Annotated in this window: 21 protein-coding genes and 1 tRNA gene; 15 read left to right on the forward strand and 7 right to left on the reverse strand. The window is 71.7% G+C overall.

Going from position 1 to position 22,393, the window contains the following annotated elements; all coding sequences use genetic code 11:
• Positions 1–216 precede the first annotated feature (216 nt).
• The 3 genes from ACWH43_RS21990 to ACWH43_RS22000 all read left to right on the forward strand — a co-directional run bounded on the left by ACWH43_RS21990 (position 217) and on the right by ACWH43_RS22000 (position 4,779).
• Positions 217–1,701 (forward strand): cobyric acid synthase, encoded by a 1,485-nt coding sequence (locus tag ACWH43_RS21990; RefSeq protein ID WP_158446892.1) that lies wholly within the window; start codon positions 217–219, stop codon positions 1,699–1,701.
• A 367-nt stretch (positions 1,702–2,068) separates the two neighbouring features.
• A complete protein-coding gene (locus ACWH43_RS21995; protein ID WP_260349251.1) occupies positions 2,069–2,665 on the forward strand; it encodes a TetR/AcrR family transcriptional regulator in 597 nt (198 codons plus the stop codon).
• Positions 2,666–2,823: 158 nt separating this feature from the next.
• Complete coding sequence (locus ACWH43_RS22000; RefSeq protein ID WP_448153671.1) at positions 2,824–4,779, forward strand: SDR family NAD(P)-dependent oxidoreductase; 1,956 nt, start codon at positions 2,824–2,826, stop codon at positions 4,777–4,779.
• On the opposite strand, the gene ACWH43_RS22005 is transcribed toward ACWH43_RS22000, so the two are convergent.
• The 3 genes from ACWH43_RS22005 to ACWH43_RS22015 form a co-directional block, all read right to left on the reverse strand.
• Positions 4,703–5,632 carry an NAD-dependent epimerase/dehydratase family protein gene (locus ACWH43_RS22005; RefSeq protein ID WP_158446893.1) on the reverse strand — a complete coding sequence of 310 codons (930 nt, stop codon included), beginning with the start codon at positions 5,630–5,632 and terminating at the stop codon, positions 4,703–4,705. The two genes, ACWH43_RS22000 and ACWH43_RS22005, sit on opposite strands and share 77 nt — an antisense overlap.
• Positions 5,625–6,644, reverse strand: a complete 1,020-nt coding sequence (locus ACWH43_RS22010) for an MraY family glycosyltransferase (RefSeq protein WP_158446904.1) — start codon at positions 6,642–6,644, stop codon at positions 5,625–5,627. The genes ACWH43_RS22005 and ACWH43_RS22010 overlap by 8 nt, the downstream gene beginning before the upstream one ends.
• Before the next feature lie 77 nt (positions 6,645–6,721).
• Positions 6,722–7,180 (reverse strand): hypothetical protein, encoded by a 459-nt coding sequence (locus ACWH43_RS22015; RefSeq protein WP_158446894.1) that lies wholly within the window; start codon positions 7,178–7,180, stop codon positions 6,722–6,724.
• 192 nt (positions 7,181–7,372) lie between these two features.
• Between ACWH43_RS22015 and ACWH43_RS22020 the strand changes: the two genes are divergently transcribed.
• The 3 genes from ACWH43_RS22020 (at position 7,373) to ACWH43_RS22030 (ending at position 9,637) form a co-directional block, all read left to right on the forward strand.
• A complete protein-coding gene (locus ACWH43_RS22020) occupies positions 7,373–7,600 on the forward strand; it encodes a helix-turn-helix domain-containing protein (protein WP_158446895.1) in 228 nt (75 codons plus the stop codon).
• Positions 7,601–7,924: 324 nt separating this feature from the next.
• Complete coding sequence (locus tag ACWH43_RS22025) at positions 7,925–8,371, forward strand: VOC family protein (protein WP_158446896.1); 447 nt, start codon at positions 7,925–7,927, stop codon at positions 8,369–8,371.
• A gap of 57 nt (positions 8,372–8,428) precedes the next feature.
• Complete coding sequence (locus ACWH43_RS22030) at positions 8,429–9,637, forward strand: MFS transporter (protein WP_158446897.1); 1,209 nt, start codon at positions 8,429–8,431, stop codon at positions 9,635–9,637.
• Between the two features lie 54 nt (positions 9,638–9,691).
• On the opposite strand, the gene ACWH43_RS22035 is transcribed toward ACWH43_RS22030, so the two are convergent.
• Together ACWH43_RS22035 and ACWH43_RS22040 are read right to left on the reverse strand one after the other, a co-directional pair.
• A tRNA-Ala gene (locus ACWH43_RS22035) sits at positions 9,692–9,767 on the reverse strand.
• A 169-nt stretch (positions 9,768–9,936) separates the two neighbouring features.
• Entirely contained in the window at positions 9,937–10,332 is a 396-nt protein-coding gene (locus ACWH43_RS22040) for a TIGR02300 family protein (protein ID WP_158446898.1), read from the reverse strand.
• A gap of 225 nt (positions 10,333–10,557) precedes the next feature.
• Between ACWH43_RS22040 and aroA the strand changes: the two genes are divergently transcribed.
• The 3 genes from aroA to ACWH43_RS22055 all read left to right on the forward strand — a co-directional run bounded on the left by aroA (position 10,558) and on the right by ACWH43_RS22055 (position 13,474).
• Positions 10,558–11,901 (forward strand): 3-phosphoshikimate 1-carboxyvinyltransferase, encoded by a 1,344-nt coding sequence (gene aroA / locus ACWH43_RS22045; RefSeq protein WP_158446899.1) that lies wholly within the window; start codon positions 10,558–10,560, stop codon positions 11,899–11,901.
• Entirely contained in the window at positions 11,898–12,545 is a 648-nt protein-coding gene (gene cmk, locus ACWH43_RS22050; protein ID WP_158446900.1) for a (d)CMP kinase, read from the forward strand. Before aroA ends, cmk begins: the two co-directional genes overlap by 4 nt.
• Positions 12,546–12,670: 125 nt before the next feature.
• Positions 12,671–13,474 carry a DUF1194 domain-containing protein gene (locus tag ACWH43_RS22055; protein ID WP_158446901.1) on the forward strand — a complete coding sequence of 268 codons (804 nt, stop codon included), beginning with the start codon at positions 12,671–12,673 and terminating at the stop codon, positions 13,472–13,474.
• A gap of 78 nt (positions 13,475–13,552) precedes the next feature.
• Here the strand turns inward: ACWH43_RS22055 and hrpB are convergent, their stop codons facing one another.
• Positions 13,553–16,057, reverse strand: coding sequence for an ATP-dependent helicase HrpB (gene hrpB, locus ACWH43_RS22060; protein ID WP_158448301.1), 2,505 nt, complete (start codon positions 16,055–16,057; stop codon positions 13,553–13,555).
• Positions 16,058–16,136: 79 nt separating this feature from the next.
• On the opposite strand from hrpB, the gene trpA reads away from it, so the two are divergent.
• From trpA to ACWH43_RS22090, 6 genes are all read left to right on the forward strand, one after another.
• Positions 16,137–16,982 (forward strand): tryptophan synthase subunit alpha, encoded by an 846-nt coding sequence (gene trpA / locus ACWH43_RS22065; protein ID WP_158446800.1) that lies wholly within the window; start codon positions 16,137–16,139, stop codon positions 16,980–16,982.
• Between the two features lie 93 nt (positions 16,983–17,075).
• Positions 17,076–17,984 (forward strand): acetyl-CoA carboxylase, carboxyltransferase subunit beta, encoded by a 909-nt coding sequence (gene accD, locus ACWH43_RS22070; protein ID WP_158446799.1) that lies wholly within the window; start codon positions 17,076–17,078, stop codon positions 17,982–17,984.
• Between the two features lie 14 nt (positions 17,985–17,998).
• Positions 17,999–19,321 carry a bifunctional folylpolyglutamate synthase/dihydrofolate synthase gene (locus ACWH43_RS22075; RefSeq protein WP_448153635.1) on the forward strand — a complete coding sequence of 441 codons (1,323 nt, stop codon included), beginning with the start codon at positions 17,999–18,001 and terminating at the stop codon, positions 19,319–19,321.
• 14 nt (positions 19,322–19,335) lie between these two features.
• A complete protein-coding gene (locus ACWH43_RS22080; RefSeq protein ID WP_158446797.1) occupies positions 19,336–19,725 on the forward strand; it encodes a hypothetical protein in 390 nt (129 codons plus the stop codon).
• A gap of 16 nt (positions 19,726–19,741) precedes the next feature.
• Positions 19,742–20,584, forward strand: a complete 843-nt coding sequence (locus tag ACWH43_RS22085) for an aldo/keto reductase (protein ID WP_158446796.1) — start codon at positions 19,742–19,744, stop codon at positions 20,582–20,584.
• A gap of 142 nt (positions 20,585–20,726) precedes the next feature.
• Positions 20,727–21,488, forward strand: coding sequence for a L,D-transpeptidase (locus ACWH43_RS22090; RefSeq protein WP_158446795.1), 762 nt, complete (start codon positions 20,727–20,729; stop codon positions 21,486–21,488).
• On the opposite strand, the gene ACWH43_RS22095 is transcribed toward ACWH43_RS22090, so the two are convergent.
• The gene (locus ACWH43_RS22095) at positions 21,467–22,375 is read right to left on the reverse strand and encodes an aldose epimerase family protein (protein WP_260349250.1); all 909 of its coding nucleotides are present in this window, start codon (positions 22,373–22,375) and stop codon (positions 21,467–21,469) included. The genes ACWH43_RS22090 and ACWH43_RS22095 overlap by 22 nt on opposite strands.
• Positions 22,376–22,393: the final 18 nt, after the last annotated feature.

Genomic DNA, 22,393 nt, shown 5'->3' on the forward strand with positions numbered 1-22,393 from the left:
GTTTCAGCCGGTCTACGGCGGACGCCCGTTGCGACTTCGCCCCTTTGGCGCAGCAGGATGCCGCAGTAGGCCGGCGAACTATGTCCGGGGTCCGGCCATGACGTGGCAGGATCGGCGTGGCGGGATCGCCCCGCCCCGTTTCCGGCCTCGGAACGCGCCGGCCGCGCCTCTCGGCAAGGGGGGCGCCGTTTCCCGCGACAGGCTATAAGCAGGCGCATGGATCGCGCCCGCACCCCCGCCGTCATGATTCTCGGCACCGGCTCCAATGTCGGCAAGTCGCTGATCGTCGCGGGGCTGTGCCGGCTCTTCGCCGATCGCGGCCTCAAGGTGCGTCCGTTCAAGCCCCAGAACATGTCCAACAACGCCGCGGCCACCGCCGGCGGCGAGATCGGCCGGGCGCAGGCGCTGCAGGCCCGCGCCGCCCGCGTCGCCCCCCATCCCGACATGAACCCGGTGCTGCTCAAGCCGGAAGGCGAGCAGGGCAGTCAGATCATCCTGCAAGGCCGGGTCGCCGGCCGCCTCGCCTCGCGCGACTTCGCCCGGCGCGGCGACTTCCTGCCGCAGGTCCTGGCGAGCTTCGCGCGGCTCGGCGCCGATGCCGACCTCGTCATCGTCGAGGGCGCCGGCTCGCCCGCCGAGACCAATCTGCGCGCCCGCGACATCGCCAATCTCGGCTTCGCCCGCGCCGCCGCGGTTCCCGCCATCCTGGTCGGCGACATCGATCGGGGCGGGGTGATCGCGAGCCTGGTCGGCAGCCATGCCGTGCTCGACCCCGCCGACCGCGCGATGATCCAGGGCTTCGCCGTCAACCGCTTCCGCGGCGCCGTCGAATTGTTCCGGCCCGGCGTCGAGACCATCGCCGCCGCCACCGGCTGGCCCTGCCTCGGCGTGGTGCCGTGGTTTGCGGCGGCGCATCGCCTGCCGGCGGAGGACGGGCTCGACCTGCGATCCGAGCGCAAGCCCGATGCCCGCATCCGCATCGCCGTGCCGATCCTGCCCGGCATCGCCAATTTCGACGATCTCGACCCGCTCAAGCTGGAACCGGCCGTCGATCTCCTCCTGGTGCCGCCCGGACAGGCGCTGCCGGTCTGCGACGTGGTCATCCTGCCCGGCTCCAAGACGACGCTGCGCGACCTCGCCGCCTTGCGGGCGGAGGGCTGGGACATCGACATCCTCGCCCATCGCCGCCGCGGCGGGCATGTGCTCGGGCTCTGCGGCGGCTACCAGATGCTCGGCCGGATCGTGCGCGACCCGGCCGGGCTCGAAGGCTCCGGCGGCGAGGCGCCCGGCCTCGGCCTGCTCGACGTCGAAACCACGCTTGAAGGCCGCAAGACGGTGCGCGAGGTCGCCTTCGCCCATGTCGCCAGCGCAACCCAAGGGCAGGCCTATGAGATCCATCTCGGCCGCACCGACGGCCCGGATACCCTGCAGGCCTCCTTCCTCGCGAACGGCGCGCCCGAAGGCGCGAGCAGCCCGGACGGGCGGGTGGTGGGCACCTATCTGCACGGCATCTTCGCCTCGGATGCAGTGCGCGGGGCCTGGCTCGCCGGAATCGCCGGCGGCGCGCCGCTGACCGCGCTGCGCTTCGATGCGGTCGTGGAACAGACGCTGGATGCGCTCGCCATCCATCTCGCGCGCCATCTCGACGTCGAAACGCTGCTCGCGATCGCCCGCGGCCGGGCGGGCGCCGGCCTTCCCTGAAATCCGCCTTCCCTGAAATCCGCCAGAATTTCGCGGAGATCCGGGGGCCGATGCCCGAAGCTCTGCCGGAAGGGCTCCCGCATGGATCCCGGCGAGCCCGGATGCCCTGCGCGGTTCCGCGTGGGATCGGCGCGCTCCGGCCGCGCCATGGGCCGGCGGAATGCCGCGGCTGCGAGGGGCCGCCTCTGCCCGGCGGCTGTGCGGGGCCGGGCCTGCCTCGGGCCGCCCGTCTATGCGCCGCGGGTCAAGCCGTTTATTGCCGGCTTGGAAAAAATCTTTTAATCCCCATATGTTGACGGCTGACGAATTTCGTCATAGCGATCTATTCTCAACCGCCTTCATCGAAATCGAACCTAACGGCCAGGCCGTGAGTCACCCCGAACGCGATACCAGGCAGATCATCGTCGACACCGCCGAGCGCTTTTTCCGCGATATCGGATACCAGAAGACGACCGTGGCGGACATCGCCAAGTCCCTACGGATGAGCCCTGCCAATGTCTACCGTTTCTTCGACTCCAAGAAGTCGATCAACGAGGCGGTGCTCGAGCGCTACAAGCGCGAGCAGGAAGAGGCGATCATCGCCATCGCCGAGCAGGACAGGCCCGCCGCCGACCGGCTGCGGGAGATTCTGATCGCCTCCTTCCGGCTGAACGCCGCCCGCTTCGCCGGCCATGCCCGCATGCAGGAAATGGTCTGCGCGGCGATGGAGGAGAGCTGGGACGCCATCATCGCCCATATCGAGCGCTTCGACGCCGTGCTGCGCCGCGTCCTGGCGGACGGGGTCGCGAGCGGCGAGTTCCGCGCCATCGAGCCGGCCCATGCGACGGGCTGCATCCGCACCGCCATGATCCGTTTCATGCACCCGCTCCTGATCAGCCAGTGCGAGTGCATTCCCGGCCCCTCCGCCGAGGAGATGATCGCCTTCATCCTGCGCGGGCTGGAGGCGCAGCCGCAGGGCGCGTGAACCGCCTCGCCGCCTGAACGCTCCCAGGCGCCGGCCGCCCGGAGCGGCCAGGACCGGGACGCGGCGGCCGCCGGAACCCGCACGATCCCTTCCCCGCTTCCGCCCGCCTCCGTTGACAAGCGCGCGGGGGAGCGGGATATCCGCCCGACATGGCCGCCCTGCCCAAACAGAATCTGAAGAAATCCGCCATCGTCCTGCACGATCTGGTGATGACGGCGCTGGCGATCTGGCTCGTCTTCGTCGTGCGCTTCGAAGGCCGGCTCCTGACCGAGCATCTGCGCTACCTGCCGCGCTTCCTGCCCTTCTTCGTCGCCTATGCCGGGCTGGTCTACTGGTTCTTCTCGCTCTACCGCTCGAAATGGCGCTTCGCCTCGCTGCCGGACCTGTCCAACATCGTCAAGGCGGTCTCGGTCCTGACGCTGACGCTGCTGGCGGTGGACTACCTCCTCGTCTCGCCGGATTTCTACGGCGCCTTCTATTTCGGCAAGATCTCGATCGCGCTCTACTGGCTGGTCCAGATCGCGCTGCTCGGCGGGCCGCGCCTGGCCTATCGCTACTTCAAATACTCCCGGACGCGGATCAGCGCCGAGCGCGAGGCGACCCTGCCGGCCCTGCTGCTCGGCCGCGGCGTCGAGATCGAGATGGTGATCCGCGCCATGGAGAGCGGCACGATGCGCCGCCTCCGGCCCGCGGGCATCCTGTCGCCGCGCGCCGACGATCTCGGCCAGTCGATCCGCGGCGTGCCGGTGCTGGGGCTGCTCGGGGAGATCGGGAGCATCGCCAGGGACGCGGCCGAACGCGGCGAGGGCTATCGCCGCATCGTCGCGACGCCCTCGGCCCTGCTGCCCGAGGCGCATCCCGAACAATGGCTCGCCCAGACGCGCCGGCTCGCTCTGCCGATCTCGCGGATCGACACCTCCGGCGAGGGCGCGCGCGACACCGACATCGCGCCGCTGGAGATCGAGGACCTGCTGGTCCGCTCGACCGTCGCGATCGACCGCGAGCGCCTCGGCGCCTTCCTGAAAGGCAAGCGCGTCATCGTGACCGGCGGCGGCGGCTCGATCGGCTCCGAGATCTGCCTGCGCTGCGCCGCCTTCGGCGCCGCCGAGATCCTGGTCGTCGAGAGCTCGGAGCCCGCGCTCTTCCAGATCACCGAACTCCTCGCCGTGCAGGGGCGCGACACCGTCGTCTCCGGCGTGCTCGCCAATGTGCGCGACCGCGAGCGCATCATGCCGCTCTTCGCCGGCTTCCGGCCCGACATCGTCGTGCACGCCGCGGCGCTGAAGCATGTGCCCTATCTCGAGGCCGACTGGAGCGAGGGCATCAAGACCAACATCTTCGGCTCGGTGAACGTCACCGACGCGGCGGTCGCGGCGGGCGCCGGCACCTTCGTGCTGATCTCGACCGACAAGGCGATCGAGCCGGTCTCGATGCTCGGCGCGACCAAGCGCTTCGCCGAGATCTATGCGCAGTCGCGCGACGCCGAATTCGTCGCGGCCGCCTCGGGCGTGCGCCTCGTCGCGGTGCGCTTCGGCAACGTGCTCGGCTCGGCCGGCTCGGTCGTGCCGAAATTCAAGGCGCAGATCGCGCGCGGCGGGCCGGTCACGGTCACCAGCCCGGACATGATCCGCTATTTCATGACGATCCGCGAGGCCTGCGACCTCGTGCTGACCGCGGCGTCCCATACCGGGACCGACGATGCGGATTCCGAGCGGGCGGCCGTCTATGTGCTCAAGATGGGCCAGCCGGTGCGGATCATGGACCTGGCCGAGCGGATGATCCGGCTCGCCGGCTACGAGCCGGGCGAGGATATCGAGATCGTCGTCAGCGGGGTCAGGCCGGGCGAGCGCCTGAACGAGATCCTCTTCGCCCATGACGAGCCCATGGCCGAGACCGGCCTCGACGGCGTGATGGCCGCCAAGCCCAGCTTCGCCGGCCGGGCCAAGATCCAGAGCTGGCTCGCGCGGCTCGACGCGGCGGTCAAGGCGGATGACCGCGCCGCCGCGAACGCCGTGCTCGACGAGGCGATCCCCGATTTCAGCCGGCGCGAGCAGACGCCGCCAGCCGGGCCAGCGCGGCCCGCGTCTCAGCCGGCGGCCGCCAGCCGGCCCTGAGCAGCCGTTCCGGCCGCGCGACGAGGCTGCCGGCGAGCTTGCGGAAGGTCTCCTCCCGCCCGGCCAGCCGGGCCGCCAAGCCGAGCCAGCCTTCCGGAACCGGCAGCAGCCCGGGCCCGCGCCCGAGACCGGCCCGCAGCGCCGTCAGCAGGCCGGCGACGCTGATCGGCTCGGGGTCGGACACCACATAGCTCTGCCGGGCGGGGCAGGCCGGGGACAGGGCGAAGCGGATGGCGTCGGCCAGGTTCTCGACAGCGAGCAGCGAGCGCGGCGCCTGGAGGCCGCCGAACGGCAGGGGGAGCGGCAGCCGCGCCAGCCTGAGCAGCGCCGCCATATTGGCCTTGACGCCCGGCCCGTAGACCAGGACGGGGCGCAGATTCACCCAGTCGAGATCGAGCCCCGCGAGCCCCTGCTCCGCCGCAAGCTTGGAGCGGCCATAGGGGTCCGCCGGAGCGGGCGGCGCCTCCTCCGACAGCGGCGGGCCGTCGAAGGCGCCGGAAAGCGCCTTGATCGAGGAGAGGTGGACGAAGCGGCGGATGCCCGCGGCGGCGGCGGCCCGCGCCAGCTCCAGCGTCGCCTCGGTGTTGATGCGCCGGTAGAGCGCCTCGTCGAGCCCCGGCCCGGCATGGGCGAGGCCGGCCATGTGAACGACATGGTCGACGCCCTGCAGCGCCGCGCTCCAGTCGATCGGCCCAGCGAGGTCGCCGGTCAGGACCGTCTCGACGCCGGCCGGCACCGGAACCGGCCGGCGCAGCGCCAGCCGCGGCCGCCAGCCCGCACCGGCGAGCGCCGCCACGACATGCGGCCCGACGAAGCCGCTCGCCCCCGTGACGAGAATCGTCGCCTCAGCCATGGGAGGCTCGCGGAGTCGCGAAGGCGCGCAGCAAGAGCCCCGTCAGCAGGACCGCGAGCGCGAGGCATCCGGCTTGAGCCCAGAGGCTGGTCCAGGCGATCGCGAGCCCGGCCAGCGCCGCCAGGACGACATTCAGCGCCGCGACCCGGCCCACGACCGCGCGGACGCTGAAGCCGTTGCCGGTCGCCTGCTGGTAGAAATGCGAGCGATGCGCCTGCCAGACCTTCTCGCCGCGCGCCAGGCGCCGGAACAGGGTGATGGTCGCATCGGCGACATGGTAGAGCGGCAGGATCAGCGCCGCCGCGAAGGCGCCCGTCCCGGCCAGCCGGTAGAGCAGATAGGCGCTGAGCAGGCCGATCGGCAGCGAGCCGACATCGCCGAGGAAGAGCTTCGCCACGGGCCGGTTGAACGGCGCGAAGCCAAGAAGCCCGCCGCAGAGCCCGGCCGCGAGCCAGCCCGTCGCCGGGTCGACGACGCCCGCCATCCCGGCCAGAGCCAGCGCCGCCGCGAGCGGCACGATGCCGGCGACGGTGATCCAGTCGAGACCGTCCATGAAGTTGACGAGATTAACGAACCAGACGCCGGCGAGCAGCGCCAGCGCCCGCTCGACCGCGAGCGGCAGCGCCTCGGGAAACAGCCGCAGTTCCGGCGCGGCGCGAATCAGCACGAAGCCGACGCAGGCGGCCTGCAGCACCAGCCGCAGGCCCGCCGGCAGGGGGCGGATGTCGTCCCAGGCCCCGACCAGGGCGAGCGCGCAGGCGCCCCCCGCCACCACGAGCAGGCTGCGGCCCGCCTCGCCTTCGAGCGGGCTCAGGCGGAGCGCCAGCGCGACCGCGAGGAAGGCCCCGGCCAGGACGGCGATGCCGCCGCCCTGCGGGGTCGGGACCTTGTGGCTGGAGCGGGCGTTCGGCCGCGCCAGCGCATAGCGCTGCAGCAGCGGGCGCAGGGCGACGCACAGCAACGCCGCCGCGAGGGCGGCGACGATCGGGACGGCGAAGGGGACGAGCGCGATAGCCAAGGCCGGCGCACCATAATCCAGGCGCGCCAAAAACCTAGAGGCTATCGCGCATCGGTCCGGCGATCCTTACTTCATTTCCTGAAGCCGATCAGGACGCCATCGGCGCCGAGCGAGAGCTGCAGCCCTTGCCGGCGGGCCGCGAGGCGCAGGGTCACGCCCTTGTCGTTGCGCAGCCAGACCGTGCCGCGGCCGGCGTCGCCGACGGCCCAGCCCTCCTTGAGCTGCACATAGGCGCCGGCGAAATCCGAGACCCGGTGCAGGCCGTAGACGGTGCCCGAGGCCGTCGTCTTGGAGGCGCCGATGGTGCCGACGCCGAGGCCGCCGACCGTGATCGGATAGGCGCGGCCGCGATAGCGCAGCGTCCCCCCGCCGGCCTCGCCCCCGGCGATGAAGCCAGCCTGCACCTGCTCGAGCCGGACCGTGCCGGTCGCGGGGCCGAGATTGCGCTGCTGGGCCAGCGCCGGCGTCGCCAGCATCATCACGGCGGCCAGGGAAGCGGCCAGGGAAACTGCTGCTGTCTGTCTGATCATCGTCTTCGTCCTGCTTTGCGCGCCGGCAGCGGCGCCGTTCCGGACAACGCGCAAGCCGGCATTTCGATCCCACGGACGCCGAGAATATCGGCGCCGCGGCAGGGCCGCCGACCGGATTCACGCTTTCTTAACCATGACGCCGTCCCCTTGACCCGTCCGGCGGGCTATGGGGGCTCGAAAAAGGACGATCATATGCACGACGTCGAACCCGCGCCGGCCGTCATGGACCAGCTCGTCGGCCTGCCGGTTGCGGATGTCGAAAGGGACCTGATTCTGGCGACCTTGCGGGAAACGGGTGGGAACAGGACCCATGCCGCCCAATTGCTCGGCATCGCGATCCGCACCTTGCGCAACAAGATCAACCTCTATGCCACCGAAGGCTACGAGATCCCCGAGCCGCCGCAAGGCTCGGTCGCCTGATCGGCAAGCGCTGCGCCGCCGCTTCTCCCGTCCTGCCGCCACGCGCTTCGCGGCCTCGGGCCAGCGGGCGGGGATGGCGCATGGCGGACGGGCGACGCGGCGGCGGCCGCGCCATTCGTCCGGCATCGCCGCTCCCGACCGGCCAGGCGCCTCCCCGCAGGCTCCCGAGCGGCCGGCAGGCCCGCGGCATGGCGTGTCAGGAGCCTGCAGCCAGCCGGTTGACATCGGCGACCCTATTACGTTGATATCAACTGAACTCGTCGAACGCTGGCCTGCCACCCCCGGCCGGACCGCGGGCCGAGTCCCGACCGACAGGAGAAGACCATGAAGATCGTGACCAGCCTCAGCTTCCAGGGCCAGTGCCGGGAGGCGTTTGAATTCTACGCCAAGGTGCTGGGCGGCAGGATCACCGCGGCCCTCCCCTATGGCGACGGCCCGCCGGACATGCCGATCTCCGACCCGAAACACAAAACCTGGCTGATGCATTGCTGGCTCGAGGTCGGCGACCAGGCCCTGATGGGCGCGGATATGGATGTCGGCTGGGCGCGCAACATCGAGAAGCCCAAGAACGGCTTCGACGTGACGCTGCACAGCCCGGACGTCGCCGAGGCCCGGCGCTGGTACGATGCCCTCTCCGAAGGCGGCACGGCGGTCATGCCGTTCGGCGAGACCTTCTGGTCGCCCGGCTTCGGCGCGCTGGTCGACCGCTTCGGCATCCCCTGGATGGTCAACACCACGCCGGCGCCGGGCTGGCAGCCGCCACGCGGCTGATCCGCCCCCGAACCCGGCGCGCCGCAGCGGCGGCATGCGAATCCTCCGGAGACGACGATGAACCGTTCCTATCGCTGGGTGATCGTCGCGGCGGGCGGCCTTCTCGGCTGCGTCGCGATCGGCGCCATGTTCTCGCTGCCCGTCTTCCTGCGCCCGATGGCGCAGGACACCGGCTGGTCGGTCACCGGCATCTCCACCGCGATGACGATCGGCTTCCTCGCCATGGCGGCGGCCAGCATGGTCTGGGGCAGCCTCTCCGACCGCTTCGGACCGCGCCCGGTTGTGCTCGCCGGCTCGGTCGTGCTGGCCGCGAGCCTGGCGCTCGCCAGCCGGGCCGATTCGCTGATCGCCTTCCAGCTCCTGTTCGGCCTTCTCGTCGGCGGGGCGACGGCCGCGGTCTTCGCGCCGATGATGGCCTGCGTCACCGGCTGGTTCGACACGCAGCGCGGGCTCGCCGTCTCGCTGGTCTCGGCCGGCATGGGGATGGCGCCGATGACGATGGCGCCGCTCGCGGCCTGGCTCGTCACCCGCCATGACTGGCGCGGCGCCATGCTGATCGTCGCCGGCATCGCCGCCGCGCTGATGATCCCGGCCGCGCTGCTGGTGCGCCGCCCGCCGGCGCTCGAAAGCGGACCCGCCGGGGCGGCGCCGGACGCCCCGTCATCGGAGATGACGGCCGCGCAGGCGCTGCGCTCGCCGCAATTCCTCATCCTGATGCTGGCGAACTTCTTCTGCTGCGCCACCCATTCCGGCCCGATCTTCCACACGGTGAGCTATGCGGCGAGCTGCGGCATCCCGATGATCGCGGCCGTCTCGATCTACAGCGTCGAGGGGATGGCCGGCATGTTCGGCCGGCTCGGCTTCGGCCTGGCGGGAGACCGGTTCGGCGCGCAGCGCGTGCTCGTCCTCGGCCTCCTGGCGCAGGCCTTCGGCGTGCTCGCCTATGCCTTCGTCGACCGGCTGGCGGGCTTCTATGCGGTCGCCGTGGTGGTCGGCTTCATCTATGCCGGCACGATGCCGCTCTATGCGGTGATCATCCGCGAGAACTTCCCGCTGCGGATGATGGGGACGATCATCGGCGGCACCGCGATGGCCGGCAGCCTCGGCATGTCGACAGGTCCGCTGGTCGGCGGGCTGATCTACGACCGATTCGGCAGCTATGCGCCGCTCTATGTCGGCTCCTGGGGCATGGGGCTGGCGGCCATGCTGATCCTGATGACGTTCCGGCCGTTCCCGAAGCCGCAGGGCGGGATGGTGCCGGCGTAGCGCGCCGGGACCAGGTCAGGCCCGCTGCCGGATCGCGATGTCGGAAGGGGAAGATGGTGGAGCCAGGCGGAATCGAACCGCCGACCTCTTGAATGCCATTCAAGCGCTCTCCCAACTGAGCTATGGCCCCACGCGTCACGACCGAGTTGGGTTCGGCCGTCAAACCGGACTTTTCAAGCCGCCTCGGCGGTTCCGGTCCGGGCCGCCTGCCGGCGACGCAGCGCTCTATAGGCGGCCCGGGCTGAAGACACAAGCGCCTAATGTCGCTTTGCCGTCATCTTTTTTTTCGAGGGCGAGGATCAGTTGTCCTCGTCGCCCTCGATGTCGCCGTCGATCAGGTCGGAGACGTCGTCGTCACCTTCCTCATCCTCCTCGAGGAAGGTGTCGTCATCGTCGTCGCCGCCGATGTCGCCCTCGACCTCGATGTCGTCCTCGCTGGTGACGACGGCGTCCTTCTCGGACGTCTCCGCATCCGCATCCTCGAGCGAGACGAGCTCGACCGCGCCGTCGGCGGCCTCGGTCTCGTCCTCCTCGTCGGCCTCCGGCTTGCTCGGCGCCTTCGCCTGCGGCTCGAACATCGAGCGCGGATAGGCCTGCCCCGTATAGGGAGAGACGATGGGGTCCTTGTTCAAATCGTAGAATTTGCGGCCCGTGACCGGGCAAACGCGCTTCGTTCCGAGTTCCGGTTTCGCCACTGCGTCGGACCCTTCAACCGTTCATGTTCTGAAAAAGCAGGGGCGTCCGTTAGTCGGGGCGCGCGGCGCTGTCAAATGCTCTTTTGCGCGAGCCGCCGGGCGCCGACGCGCACGGGCCCGATTCGCGCGGCCGGGGCGGGCTCCGCAGCACCGCATTGGCTTGGCGGGCGCGGGCATGCTACGGCCGGCGCGTTCCGTTTCGCATGAGCCCGAGAGGCAGGCGCCGTGTCGCACGATCATGATCCCGTCCCCGTCACCGCCCGCGCCGGCGGCCCGCTCAAGGGCCGCGTCCGCGTGCCCGGCGACAAGTCGATCTCGCACCGGGCGATGATCTTCGGTCTGCTCGCGGTCGGCGAGACCCGGGTCAGCGGCCTGCTCGAAGGCGAGGACGTGCTGCGCACGGCCGCCGCGGCGCGCGCGCTCGGCGCCATCGTCCATCATGACGGGCCGGGCGCCTGGCGCGTGCAGGGCGTGGGCGTCAGCGGCCTGCGCCAGCCGGAGGCCGTCCTCGACTTCGGCAATGCCGGCACCGGCTCGCGCCTGATGATGGGCGTCTGCGGGGCGCATCCGATCACCACCACCTTCGACGGCGACGCCTCGCTGCGCAAGCGGCCGATGCGGCGCATCCTCGACCCGCTCGAGCTGATGGGCACCGTCGTCGTCTCGCAGGAGGATGGCGGGCGCGTGCCGCTGACCCTGCGCGGGCCGAAGGAGGCGATTCCGATCGTCTATCGCACGCCGGTCGCCTCGGCCCAGATCAAGTCGGCGGTGCTGCTCGCCGGTCTGGCGGCGCCGGGCGAGACCAGCGTGATCGAGACGGAGGCGACGCGCGACCACACCGAGAAGATGCTGAGCCATTTCGGCGCCGAGGTCACGGTGACGCCGGAGGGCACGCACGGGCGGCGCATCGTGCTGAAGGGCCAGCCCGAATTGCAGGCGGCGCCGATCGTGGTGCCGGCCGACCCCTCCTCCGCCGCCTTCCCGCTGGTGGCGGGGCTGATCGTGCCGGGCTCCGACATCCTGCTGGAAAGCGTGATGACCAACCCGCTGCGCTCGGGGCTGCTGACCACCCTGATCGAGATGGGCGCCGACATCACCGTCGAGCGCGAGGCCAACGAGGGCGGCGAGACCGTCGCCGATCTGCGCGTGCGCGGCTCGCAGCTCAGGGGCGTGACGGTGCCGCCGGAGCGGGCGCCGGCGATGATCGACGAATATCCGGTGCTGGCGGTCGCGGCCGCCTTCGCCACCGGCACGACGCGGATGCGCGGCCTGCAGGAGCTGCGCGTCAAGGAATCGGACCGCCTGGCCGCCGTCGAGGCCGGCCTGCGCGCCGCCGGCGTGAGCTGCGCGATCGAGGGCGACGACCTGATCGTCGAGGGCTCGGGCGGGGCGCCGGTGCGCGGCGGCGGGCCGGTCGCGACCCATCTCGACCACCGCATCGCGATGAGCTTCCTCGTCATGGGGCTGGCGACGCGCGAGCCGGTCACGGTCGATGACGGGCTGATGATCGCCACCAGCTTCCCGAGCTTCGCCGCGCTGATGAACGGTCTCGGAGGCCGGATCGAATGAGGCCCGGCACGGGCGATCTCGTCATCGCCGTCGACGGCCCGGCCGCCTCCGGCAAGGGCACGCTGGCGAAGCGGCTCGCTGCCCATTACGGCCTGCCCTGCCTCGATACCGGCCTGCTCTACCGCATGGTCGCCCGCGCCATGCTCGATGCCGGCCACGACATCCACGATGCGGCGGCGGCCGAGCGCATCGTCGGCAGCTTCGACGAGGCCGGATTTCCCGAGGAGCGGCTGCGCGGCCGCGAGATCGGCGAGGCGGCCTCCGTCGTCGCCGCGATGCCGGCGGTGCGGGCGGGGCTGCTCGCGCGCCAGCGGCGCTTCGCGGCCCAGCCGGGCGGCGCCGTGCTCGACGGGCGCGACATCGGCACGGTGATCTGCCCCGAGGCGCCGGCCAAGCTCTTCGTCACGGCGACGCCGGAGGTGCGCGCGGCGCGCCGCCACAAGGAACTCGCCGGCCGGGGCGAGACGGCCGGCTTCGACAGCATCCTCGCCGATATCCGCCGCCGCGACGCCCGCGATTCCGGCCGCAGCGACGCCCCCCTGAAGGCGGCCGAAGACGCCGTCATCCTCGACACCTCGGCGCTGACCATCGAGGAGGTGGTCGCGGCCGCCATCGAGATCGTCGAGCGTCGCCGCGGGGCCTGAGCCCCGCCCATCCCCCGGTTCTCGCGGGATCGCGACCGGAAACCCGCCGATTTCCGGGCTTTCGGCCTTGGTCTCCTGCCCGAGCGGGCGCACACTGCCGCCGCGACAGGATGACGGAGGTGGCGATGCGGCGCTGGCTGTACGGTCTCTCGACTCTGGCGGCGGCGCTGTGGAGCCAGGCCGCGCCGAACGCGCAAACGGCGACGCCGCCGCCGGAGGAGGTCGACGTCGCGCTCGTGCTGGCGGTCGACGTCTCCTATTCGATGGATCTCGACGAGCTCGCCCTGCAGCGCAACGGCTATATCGAGGCCTTCCGCTCGAAGCAGTTGCAGGACGCCATCGGCAACGGCGCGCTCGGCAAGATCGCCGTGACCTATTTCGAATGGGCCGGCGGCAACTTCCAATATGTCGTGCGGCCCTGGAAGATCATCGACGGCCCGGCCGCCGCCAACGCCTTCGCCGAGGAGCTGGGCGAGGCGCCGACGCGGCGGGGACGGCGCACCTCGATCTCGGGCGCGATCGATCTCGGCGTGCAACTGCTCGAACAGGCGAACGTCACCGCGATGCGCCGCGTCATCGACATCTCCGGCGACGGCGCCAACAATGACGGACGCCCCGTCACCGCCGCCCGCGACGAGGCCGGCGCCAAGGGCGTCGCCATCAACGGCCTGCCGGTGATGCTGAAGCAGGCCGGCTATTTCGACATCGACAATCTCGACGCCTATTACCGCGACTGCGTCGTCACCGGCATCGGCGCCTTCGTCATCCCGATCCGGGAAAAGCACCAGTTCGTCGAGGCGACGCGGACCAAGCTGCTGCGCGAGATCGCGGCCGCGCCGCCGGATGCGACGATCCGGAAGGCGCAGGCGACGACCCCCTCGACCTGCCTCGCCGGCGAGCGGCAATGGCGCGAGCGGATGGGGAATTGAGCGGAAGCAGCTCGCCGCCGTCATCGCGGGCGGAGCGCAGCGCAGACCCGGGATGACGACCTGCTTCCTGCGAAGGGCTTATGTCCCCCGCGGCTTCGCCCGCGTCGTCGGCGCGGCGGCTGCGGGATCGTCCGGCCAGGGATGGCGGGGATAGCGGCCCTTCATCTCCGATTTCACCGCCGCCCAGGAGCCGCGCCAGAAGCCGGGCAGGTCGCGCGTCACCTGGATCGGCCGATGCGCCGGCGAGAGCAGCTCCAGCACCAGCGGCACCCGCCCGCCGGCCAGCGCCGGGTGGCTCGCCAGCCCGTAGAGCTCCTGCACGCGCACCGAAATCGTCGGCCCCGCCTCGGCGGCATAGTCGACCGCGAGCGAGGAGCCGGTCGGAGCGGTGAAATGCGTCGGCGCCTCGGCATCGAGCCGGCGCTTCAGCTCCCAGGGCAGCAGCGCGGCCAGCGCCGAATCGAGATCGGAAGCCTGAATCGCCGCCAGCGAGGCGCGGCCGGGGAGGTGCGGCGCGAGCCAGCGTTCCGGCTCCTGCGCCAGCCCTTCGTCGGAGAGATCGGGCCAGCCCTGCTCGGGCTCGGCCTTGCGCAGGAAGGCGACGCGCTCGCGGAGCTGATTCTGCGCCCTGGTCCAGGGCAGGAGGCCGATGCCGAGCCCGGCGACGCCTTTCGCCAGCGCCTCGGCAGTCTCGGCGCTCCCGGCCACCGGCAAGGGGCGTTCCGCCAGGGTGAGCGCGCCGTAGCGGCGCACCGCGCGGGCCCGCAAGGCACGCGCGGCCCGGTCGAAGCCGACCTCCTCGCGCTCGACGATGGCAAAGGGTGCGAGGCCATGGGCGACGAGCCTGGCGATCTCGGCTTCCGCGATCGCCGCCGCGGCCATGATGCGCGCCTGCTGGGCCGCGCCGGTCATCTCGGCGACGACGAGATAGGGCTCGCGGGCGAGGCGCTGCGAGGCTTCGAGCGCACCGCCCCGGCCATTGGCGAGGAGATACTGGCCCGAACCGGCAGCGCGCGCCTTCGCGACGCGCTCCGGATAGGCGAAGGCGAGCAGAAGCCCGGGCGACAGCGGCTCGGCGGCGGCGATATCGCCCCTGCGGGCATGGCGCTCGGCGGCGCGGGCCCAGCTCTCGGCGAGGCGACGCATGTCGCCGGCCCGGCCGCCGCGCTCGCGACTGAGCCGCTCCAGCCGCTCGGCAAGGTCGACGGCATCGCCGCCGAGGCCGCGCTCGACCAGCAGGGCGGCGAGATCGGCCGCCGCGCCGGCCTGCCCGAGGCGGGCGGCGGCCACGATCATGCGGGCGAGGCGCGGCGGCAGGGGCAGGGCCTGCAAGGCGCGGCCATCCGGCGTGATGCGGCCATCGGCATCGAGCGCGCCGATCGCGGCCAGCAGGCTGCGCGCCTCCTTGAGGGCGGGGGCCGGCGGCGGATCGAGGAAGGAGAGCGTGGTCGGATCGGCGACGCCCCAGGCGGCGCAATCGAGCAGAAGCGGGCTCAGATCGGCGGAGAGGATCTCGGGCCGGGCGAAGGGTTCGAGCGCGCCGGTCGCGGCCTCCTCCCAGAGCCGGTAGCAGACGCCCGGCTCGGTGCGGCCGGCGCGGCCCTGGCGCTGATCGGCGGCGGCGCGGCTGACGCGGCGCGTCTCCAGCCGGGTCACGCCGATATCGGGCTCGTAGACCGGCACGCGGGCGAGGCCGGAATCGATCACCACCCGCACGCCCTCGATGGTCAGCGAGGTCTCGGCGATGGCCGTGGCGAGCACCACCTTGCGCTTGCCGGGAGGCGCCGGCAGCACGGCGCGGTCCTGCTCGCGCTGGTCGAGCGCGCCGTAGAGCGGGGCGATCTCGACGGCCGGGTCGCGCAGTTTTTCGCGCAGGCGCTCCTCGACGCGGCGGATCTCGCCCTGGCCGGGCAGGAAGACGAGCTGCGAGCCGAGCTGCTCGTTCAGCGCCAGCAGCGCCGTCTCGGCGACCTGATCCTCGATGCGCTTCAGCGGATCGCGGCCGCGATAGCGCGTCTCGACGGGATAAGCGCGGCCCGCGCTCTCGATCACAGGCGCATCGCCGAGCAGCCTCGCGACACGCGCGCCGTCGAGGGTCGCGGACATGACGAGGATGCGCAGCTCTTCCCGCAGGCCGCCCTGCGCGTCGAGCGCCAGCGCCAGCCCGAAATCGGCATCGAGCGAGCGTTCGTGGAATTCGTCGAAGAGCACGGCCGCGACGCCGTCCAGCGCCGGATCGTCGAGGATCATCCGGGCGAAGACGCCCTCGGTGACGACCTCGATGCGCGTCCGCGGCCCGATCTTCGAGCCGAGGCGCACGCGCAGGCCGACCGTCTCGCCGACCGGCTCGCCGAGGGTCTGCGCCATGCGATGGGCCGCGCCGCGCGCCGCCAACCGGCGCGGCTCGAGCAGGATGAGCTTGCCGCCCTGCGTCCAGGGCTCGTCGAGCAGGGCGAGCGGCACGCGCGTGGTCTTGCCGGCGCCGGGCGGGGCGACCAGCACGGCGTTCGGCCGCGCGCGCAGGGCGGCGGCGAGATCGCCGAGCACGGCGTCGATGGGCAGGGCGGTGTCGAAGGCGCGCATGTCCGGCCAATGTGGCGCAGGCGCGGGCCGCGCGCAAGCCACTCGCCAGCCTGCGCGCAGCATGCTAACCGCAGGCATCATGACCGACACCGTGCCAAACCGCATCCCGCTCCGCTTCGAGGCCTGCGCCCGCGAGGGCCGGGCGGCGCTCGTGACCTTCGTCACGGCGGGCGACCCCGATTTCGCGACCGCGAGCGCGATCCTCGCCGCGCTGCCCGCCGCCGGCGCCGACGTGATCGAGCTCGGCGTCCCCTTCACCGATCCGATGGCGGACGGCGTGCCGGTGCAGCTCGCCGGCCAGCGCGCGCTGAAGGCGGGCCAGACGCTGCGCAAGACCCTCGCCATGGTCGAGAGCTTCCGCAAGGCCGGCCACGACACGCCGGTCATCCTGATGGGCTACTACAACCCGATCTACGCCTATGGCGTCGAGGCCTTCCTGAAGGATGCGCTGAAGGCCGGCGTCGACGGCCTGATCGTCGTCGACCTGCCGCCGGAGGAGGATGCCGAGCTCTGCCTGCCGGCGCTGGAGGCCGGCATCAACTTCATCCGGCTCGCCACGCCGACGACCGACGACAAGCGCCTGCCCAAGGTGCTGCAGAACACCTCGGGCTTCGTCTACTATGTCTCGATGACCGGCGTGACCGGCGGCGCCATCGCCGATTACGGTGCGGTGGGCGAGGCGGTGGCGCGGATCAAGCGCCATACCAGCCTGCCCGTCGCGGTCGGCTTCGGCGTCAAGACGGCGGCCGATGCGGCGGCGATCGCCAAGGGCGCGGATGGCGTCGTCGTCGGCTCGGCCCTGGTCGAGCGCGTCCGCCTTTCGCTCGACGGCGAGGGCAGGGCCACGGAAAAGACGGTTTCGGCTGTCACCTCGCTGGTGTCCGAACTCGCGCAGGGCGTGCGCTCGGTGGCGAAGGCGGCCTGAACGGGCTTGCCATCGCGCGTCTTGCCGGCGAAAAGCCGATCCCCATCTCTCGCCTGACGGCGCTCGCGCCGCAGGCCCATCAGGGATGATCCAATGAACTGGATTTCCGAAGTCGTCCGGCCGCGCATCAAGACGCTGTTCAAGCGCGAGACGCCGGAGAATCTCTGGATCAAATGCCCCGATTCCGGGCAGATGGTCTTCCACAAGGATGTCGAGGCCAATGGCTACGTCATCCCCGGCTCCGAGCACCATATGCGCGTCACCGCGCCGGAGCGGCTGCGGCTGACCTTCGACGAAGGCAAGTGGCTCGACATCGCGCTGCCCGACGCCGCGGTGGACCCGCTGAAATTCCGCGACGAGAAGCGCTATGTCGACCGGCTGAAGGACGCCCGCGCCAAGACCGGCGCGCAGGACGCCTTCAAGGTCGGCTATGGCCGGGTCAAGGGCCTGCCGATGACCATCGCCGTGCAGGACTTCCATTTCATGGGCGGCTCGCTCGGCATGGCGGCGGGCGAGGCCTTCATCAAGGGCGCCGAGACCGCGATCGAGAAGAAGACGCCCTATGTCGTCTTCGCCGCCTCGGGCGGGGCGCGCATGCAGGAGGGCACGCTCTCGCTGATGCAGCTCCCGCGCACCACCGTCGCGGTCCGCCGGCTGCGCGCGGCCGGCCTGCCCTATTTCGTGGTGCTGACCAACCCGACCACCGGCGGCGTCACCGCCTCCTACGCCATGCTGGGCGACGTCCATATCGCCGAGCCCGGCGCGCTGATCGGCTTCGCCGGGCCGCGCGTCATCGAGCAGACCATCCGCGAGAAATTGCCGGACGGCTTCCAGCGCTCGGAATATCTCAAGGATCACGGCATGGTCGACATGGTCGTGCACCGCCGCGACCTGCCCGAGACGCTCGCGCGCCTTGGCCGCCTGCTGACGAAGCAGCCCGCGGGCGAAACCGGGAAAGCCGCGCCGACGCTGCCGCCGCAACCGGTGGCCGAAGCGGTCTGAGCGGTTTCCGCATCATGGGGTCGTCCGACACGCTGCTCGCGCGCTTCATGGCGCTGCACCCCAAGCTGATCGACCTCTCGCTCGGCCGCATCCTGACGCTGCTGGAACGGCTCGGCGATCCGCATAAGCGCCTGCCGCCGGTGATCCATGTCGCCGGCACCAACGGCAAGGGCTCGACCATCGCCTTCATGCGGGCGATCCTCGAGGCGGCGGGCCTGTCCGTGCATGTCTACATCTCGCCGCATCTGGTGCGCTTCCACGAGCGCATCCGCCTCGGCGCGCCCGGCGGCGGCCGCTTCGTCGAGGAGGACAGGCTGGTCGCGGCGCTGGAGCGCTGCGAGGCCGCCAATGCCGGCGATCCCATCACCTTCTTCGAGATGACGACGGCGGCGGGGCTGCTGCTCTTCGCCGAGAACCCGGCCAACGTGCTCCTGCTGGAGGTCGGGCTCGGCGGCCGCTACGACGCCACCAACGTCGTCGCGCATCCGGCCTGCACCGTGGTGACGCCGGTCTCGCTCGACCATTCCGAATATCTCGGCGACACCGTCACCAAGATCGCCGGCGAGAAGGCCGGCATCTTCAAGCGCGGCGCGCCCGCCGTGATCGCGCCGCAGGAGCCGGAGCCGACCGCCGTGCTGGAAGCCGCGGCCGAGCGCGCCGGCGCCTCGAAGATCCTGATCGGCGCGCAGGATTTCAACGTCCACGAGGCCGGCGGCCGGCTGGTCTACGAGGACCAGGACGGGCTGCTCGACCTGCCGCTGCCGCGGCTCGCCGGTCGCCACCAGCACGTCAATGCCGGCACGGCGATCGCGGCCCTGCGCGCGGCCGGCTATGGCGGGCTGCCGGCCCGGGCCTTCGAGGACGGCATGCGCGACGCCGACTGGCCGGCGCGGCTGCAAAGGCTCTCGCGCGGGCATCTGGCGGAATTGCTGCCGGAGGGCGCCGAGCTCTGGCTCGACGGCGGCCACAACCCGGATGGCGGGCGCGTGCTGGCGCAGGCCCTGGCCGATCTCGCCGACCGCAACCCGGCGCCGCTGGTGATGATCGCCGGCCTGCTCTCGACCAAGGACGCGGCCGCCACGCTCGGCCATTTCAAGGGGCTGGCGCAGATGCTCTACGCCGTCCCGATCCAGAATTCGCTGGCCGCCCGCCCGGCCGAGGAGGTCGCGGAAGCGGCCCGCGGCGCCGGGCTGCCGGCGGAGGCCGCAGGCTCGGTCGAGCAGGCGCTGCGGACCATCGCCGCGCGCGCCTGGCCGGCGCCGCCGCGCGTCCTGATCTGCGGCTCGCTCTACCTGGCCGGCGAGGTGCTCTCGGCCAACGGCACGCCCCCGTCATGAGGATGGCGCCGGCCATGCTGCTGCTGTGCGGGCTGCTCGGCGGCTGCGTCGCCCGGGGCGTCGCGGCATCCGGCGAAGACGGCGGCGAGCGCGTCGCGGCCGGCAGGCCGACCTTCCTGCAACAGACCTATATGACGATGGATACGCGCTGCCGGCCGGTGAAGCGCCCGACCGCGGTCCTGACCGCGGCGCCGCGCCACGGCACGGTCAGGATGGCGACGCGGAGCGCCAGGGCCGCCTACGGACCGGGCGACCACCGGCACTGCGACGGCCGGATCGGCCCCTCGCTCGCTTTCGAATACACCTCCCGCGGCGATTATCGCGGCCCGGACGGCTTCGACGCGCGGGTGCGCTACCATGACGGCGAGATCCGCCAGGCGCGGTTCAAGGTCGAGGTCTACTGAACGCCGGGAGGAAGCCATGCAGCGCAGCTTCGGAGCCGGCGGGCCGGCGGTCTCCAGCATCGGCCAGGGGAGCTGGTATATCGAGCAGGGCGACCGGCGCGAGGCCGTCGCGGCGCTCCGGCGCGGGCTCGATCTCGGCCTGACCCATATCGACACCGCCGAGATGTATGGCGACGGCCGCTCCGAGGCGATCATCGGCGAGGCCATCGCCGGCAGGCGCGACGCCGCCTTCCTGGTCTCGAAGGTGCTGCCGCACAATGCCTCGCGCCAGGGCGTGCGGGCCGCCTGCGAGCGCTCGCTGAAGCAGCTCGGGACCGACCGGCTCGACTGCTACCTGCTGCACTGGCGCGGGCCGCATCCGCTGGCCGAGACCTTCGCCGCCTTCGAGGCGCTGAAGCAGGACGGCAAGATCCTCTCCTGGGGCGTCAGCAATTTCGACGAGGACGATCTCGACGAGGCGCTGGCGGCGGCCGGCAAGGGCCGGATCGCCTGCAACCAGGTGCTCTACCATCTGCGCGAGCGCGCGATCGAGCATGCGGTGCTGCCCTGGTGCGAGCGGCACGGCGTCGCCGTCACCGCCTACAGCCCGTTCGGCCATCGCGACTTCCCGGCGCCGGGCAGCGCGCAGGGGCGGGTGCTGGCGGAGATCGCCGCCGCCCATGGCGCGACGCCCCGGCAGGTCGCGCTCGCCTTCCTGACGCGCCGGCCGGCGGTCTTCGCCATTCCCAAGGCCGGCAGCGTCGCCCATGTCGAGGACAATGCCGGCGCGCTGGACCTCGCCTTGTCGGAAGACGACATCGCCCGGATCGACGCCGCCTTCCCGCGCGGGCGCAAGCCCTCCTCGCTGCCGATGATCTGAGCCCCGGAAGCGCCCGGGCGGAAACCACGTTCGGCCTTCCCGCTTTACAGCCCGCGCCGCCCGCGCTTTCCTTGAGTCAAGGGCGACGGCCGCCAGAGCCCGCGAACGCCCGTTCAACAGTCGCGTTTTCGGAGTATCGGCGATGCGTCGCGTTCTCGGCCTCCTGGCCGCCCTGTTGCTGTCCGTCCTCGCATCCGCCGGAGCCCAGGCCGGCGTCGAGGTGAGGGTCGACATCGCCGCCCAGCGCATGACCGTCACCGCCCCCGACGGCGAGGTCCATGACTGGAAGATCTCCTCCGGCCGCAAGGGCTTCCGCTCGCCGAACGGCGTCTACCGGCCGACGCGCCTCGAAAAGAACTGGTATTCCCGCAAATATGGCGGGGCGATGCCCCATTCCGTGTTCTTCCGCGGCGGCTACGCCATCCACGGCACCACCTCGGTCGGCGCGCTCGGCCGCCCGGCCTCGCATGGCTGCATCAGGCTGCATCCGGCCAACGCCGCCAAGCTCTTCGCGCTGGTGAAGAAATACGGCGCGGGCCAGACGCGCATCGCGCTCACCGGCGCCGCGCCCGACAACCTCTCCCGCTTCGCCAAGGCCAGGCCGCACAAGGCCGAGAAGGCCCATCTCGCCAAGGCCCATGCCGGCAAGCCGGGCGGCGGCAAGTCAATCGGCGGCAAGGCGCTTGCCGGCAAGCTGCATGGCGGCAAGGCGAAGCTCGCCAAGGCTTCCGTCTCGCAGGGCAGGCCGCATCGCAGCGCCGCCGCCACGGCGAAGCAGGACCGCAGCCATGGCTGGGAAGCCGCGCGCGGCACGATCATGCTGCGGCCGACGATTCCGGCCAGCGCCTATGGCTACCAGCCCTATTATCCGAGCGGATACGGCTACGGTTCCGGCTGGCGCTGAGGCGCGAGCGCTTCCGGGGCGATCCGCAGCCAGCCTTCCAGCGTCTCGCCGGGCCGCAGCCGCTTCAGCGGCGCGGCGGCGCGGGCGGCGGGCTCGCTCGGCGCGCCGATGGCGTGGCTCTGCGGCTCGACGCAGAGGAAATCCGCTCCGGCCGGCGCCCAGACCACCGGGCAGTCCAGGTTCCCGCTCGCCGCCAGCGCGATCGCGAGCCCGGAGGACGGCGTCTCGATCCGGGCGCGACCGTCCCAGCCGAGGAAGCTCCAGGCGGTGACCTCCTCGCGGCGGAAGGGTTCCGGCACGGCGTAGGGCCCGCCATCCGCGAAATCCCGCCGGCCGGTGGCGCGAAAGGCCGCGCCGAAGACGAGCGCGCCCTGCGCCCGCATGACGAGGCGCGTATCGCCGGCGCAGGGAAACCAGGGATGATGGCCGATGCCGTAGGGTAGTGCCGTGTCGGCCTCGTTCACGATCGAGAGCCGGACGGTCATACCGTCCTCCCCGAGCCCGATCTCCTGCCGGGCGCGGTAGCGATAGGGATCGGGGCCGGCGCTGCGGCGATGCTCGAGCACGGCATGGGCGCGGTCGTACCGCAGCACTTCCCATTCCGCCTGCCAGCCGAAGCCGTGGATGTTGCCGCCGGGATCGTTGCAGGGCACGAGGAAGCGCCGCTCGCCATCATCGATGACCCCGCCGAAGGCGCGGTTGGCGAAAGGCAGCATCGCCCATGTCCCGCAATGGTTCGGCGCCGCCGTCGAGGGCTGCACCGCGCCGGGCGGGCGCAGCAGCGCATGGTCGCGACCGTCGGGCGCCCGCCAGTCGAGGCGCGAAACGATGCCGCCGGCCTCGGGAAGGATCGTGGCCGTAAGGCCGGCGGCGGAGAGCGCGAGCATGGGGTGTCCCGAATCAGG

Source organism: Allobosea minatitlanensis (assembly GCF_964020775.1).

Excerpts from the sequence above, each read along its gene's own strand:
- accD (WP_158446799.1), top strand. The coding sequence starts at position 17,076 with ATGAACTGGATTTCCGAAGTCGTCCGGCCGCGCATCAAGACGCTGTTC.
- ACWH43_RS22015 (WP_158446894.1), bottom strand. The coding sequence starts at position 7,180 with ATGATCAGACAGACAGCAGCAGTTTCCCTGGCCGCTTCCCTGGCCGCC.
- ACWH43_RS22025 (WP_158446896.1), top strand. The coding sequence starts at position 7,925 with ATGAAGATCGTGACCAGCCTCAGCTTCCAGGGCCAGTGCCGGGAGGCG.
- ACWH43_RS22030 (WP_158446897.1), top strand. The coding sequence starts at position 8,429 with ATGAACCGTTCCTATCGCTGGGTGATCGTCGCGGCGGGCGGCCTTCTC.
- ACWH43_RS22020 (WP_158446895.1), top strand. The coding sequence starts at position 7,373 with ATGCACGACGTCGAACCCGCGCCGGCCGTCATGGACCAGCTCGTCGGC.
- ACWH43_RS22095 (WP_260349250.1), bottom strand. The coding sequence starts at position 22,375 with ATGCTCGCGCTCTCCGCCGCCGGCCTTACGGCCACGATCCTTCCCGAG.
- hrpB (WP_158448301.1), bottom strand. The coding sequence starts at position 16,057 with ATGCGCGCCTTCGACACCGCCCTGCCCATCGACGCCGTGCTCGGCGAT.
- ACWH43_RS22085 (WP_158446796.1), top strand. The coding sequence starts at position 19,742 with ATGCAGCGCAGCTTCGGAGCCGGCGGGCCGGCGGTCTCCAGCATCGGC.
- ACWH43_RS22075 (WP_448153635.1), top strand. The coding sequence starts at position 17,999 with ATGGGGTCGTCCGACACGCTGCTCGCGCGCTTCATGGCGCTGCACCCC.
- trpA (WP_158446800.1), top strand. The coding sequence starts at position 16,137 with ATGACCGACACCGTGCCAAACCGCATCCCGCTCCGCTTCGAGGCCTGC.
- ACWH43_RS22090 (WP_158446795.1), top strand. The coding sequence starts at position 20,727 with ATGCGTCGCGTTCTCGGCCTCCTGGCCGCCCTGTTGCTGTCCGTCCTC.
- ACWH43_RS22005 (WP_158446893.1), bottom strand. The coding sequence starts at position 5,632 with ATGGCTGAGGCGACGATTCTCGTCACGGGGGCGAGCGGCTTCGTCGGG.
- ACWH43_RS22080 (WP_158446797.1), top strand. The coding sequence starts at position 19,336 with ATGCTGCTGCTGTGCGGGCTGCTCGGCGGCTGCGTCGCCCGGGGCGTC.
- ACWH43_RS21990 (WP_158446892.1), top strand. The coding sequence starts at position 217 with ATGGATCGCGCCCGCACCCCCGCCGTCATGATTCTCGGCACCGGCTCC.
- ACWH43_RS22055 (WP_158446901.1), top strand. The coding sequence starts at position 12,671 with ATGCGGCGCTGGCTGTACGGTCTCTCGACTCTGGCGGCGGCGCTGTGG.
- cmk (WP_158446900.1), top strand. The coding sequence starts at position 11,898 with ATGAGGCCCGGCACGGGCGATCTCGTCATCGCCGTCGACGGCCCGGCC.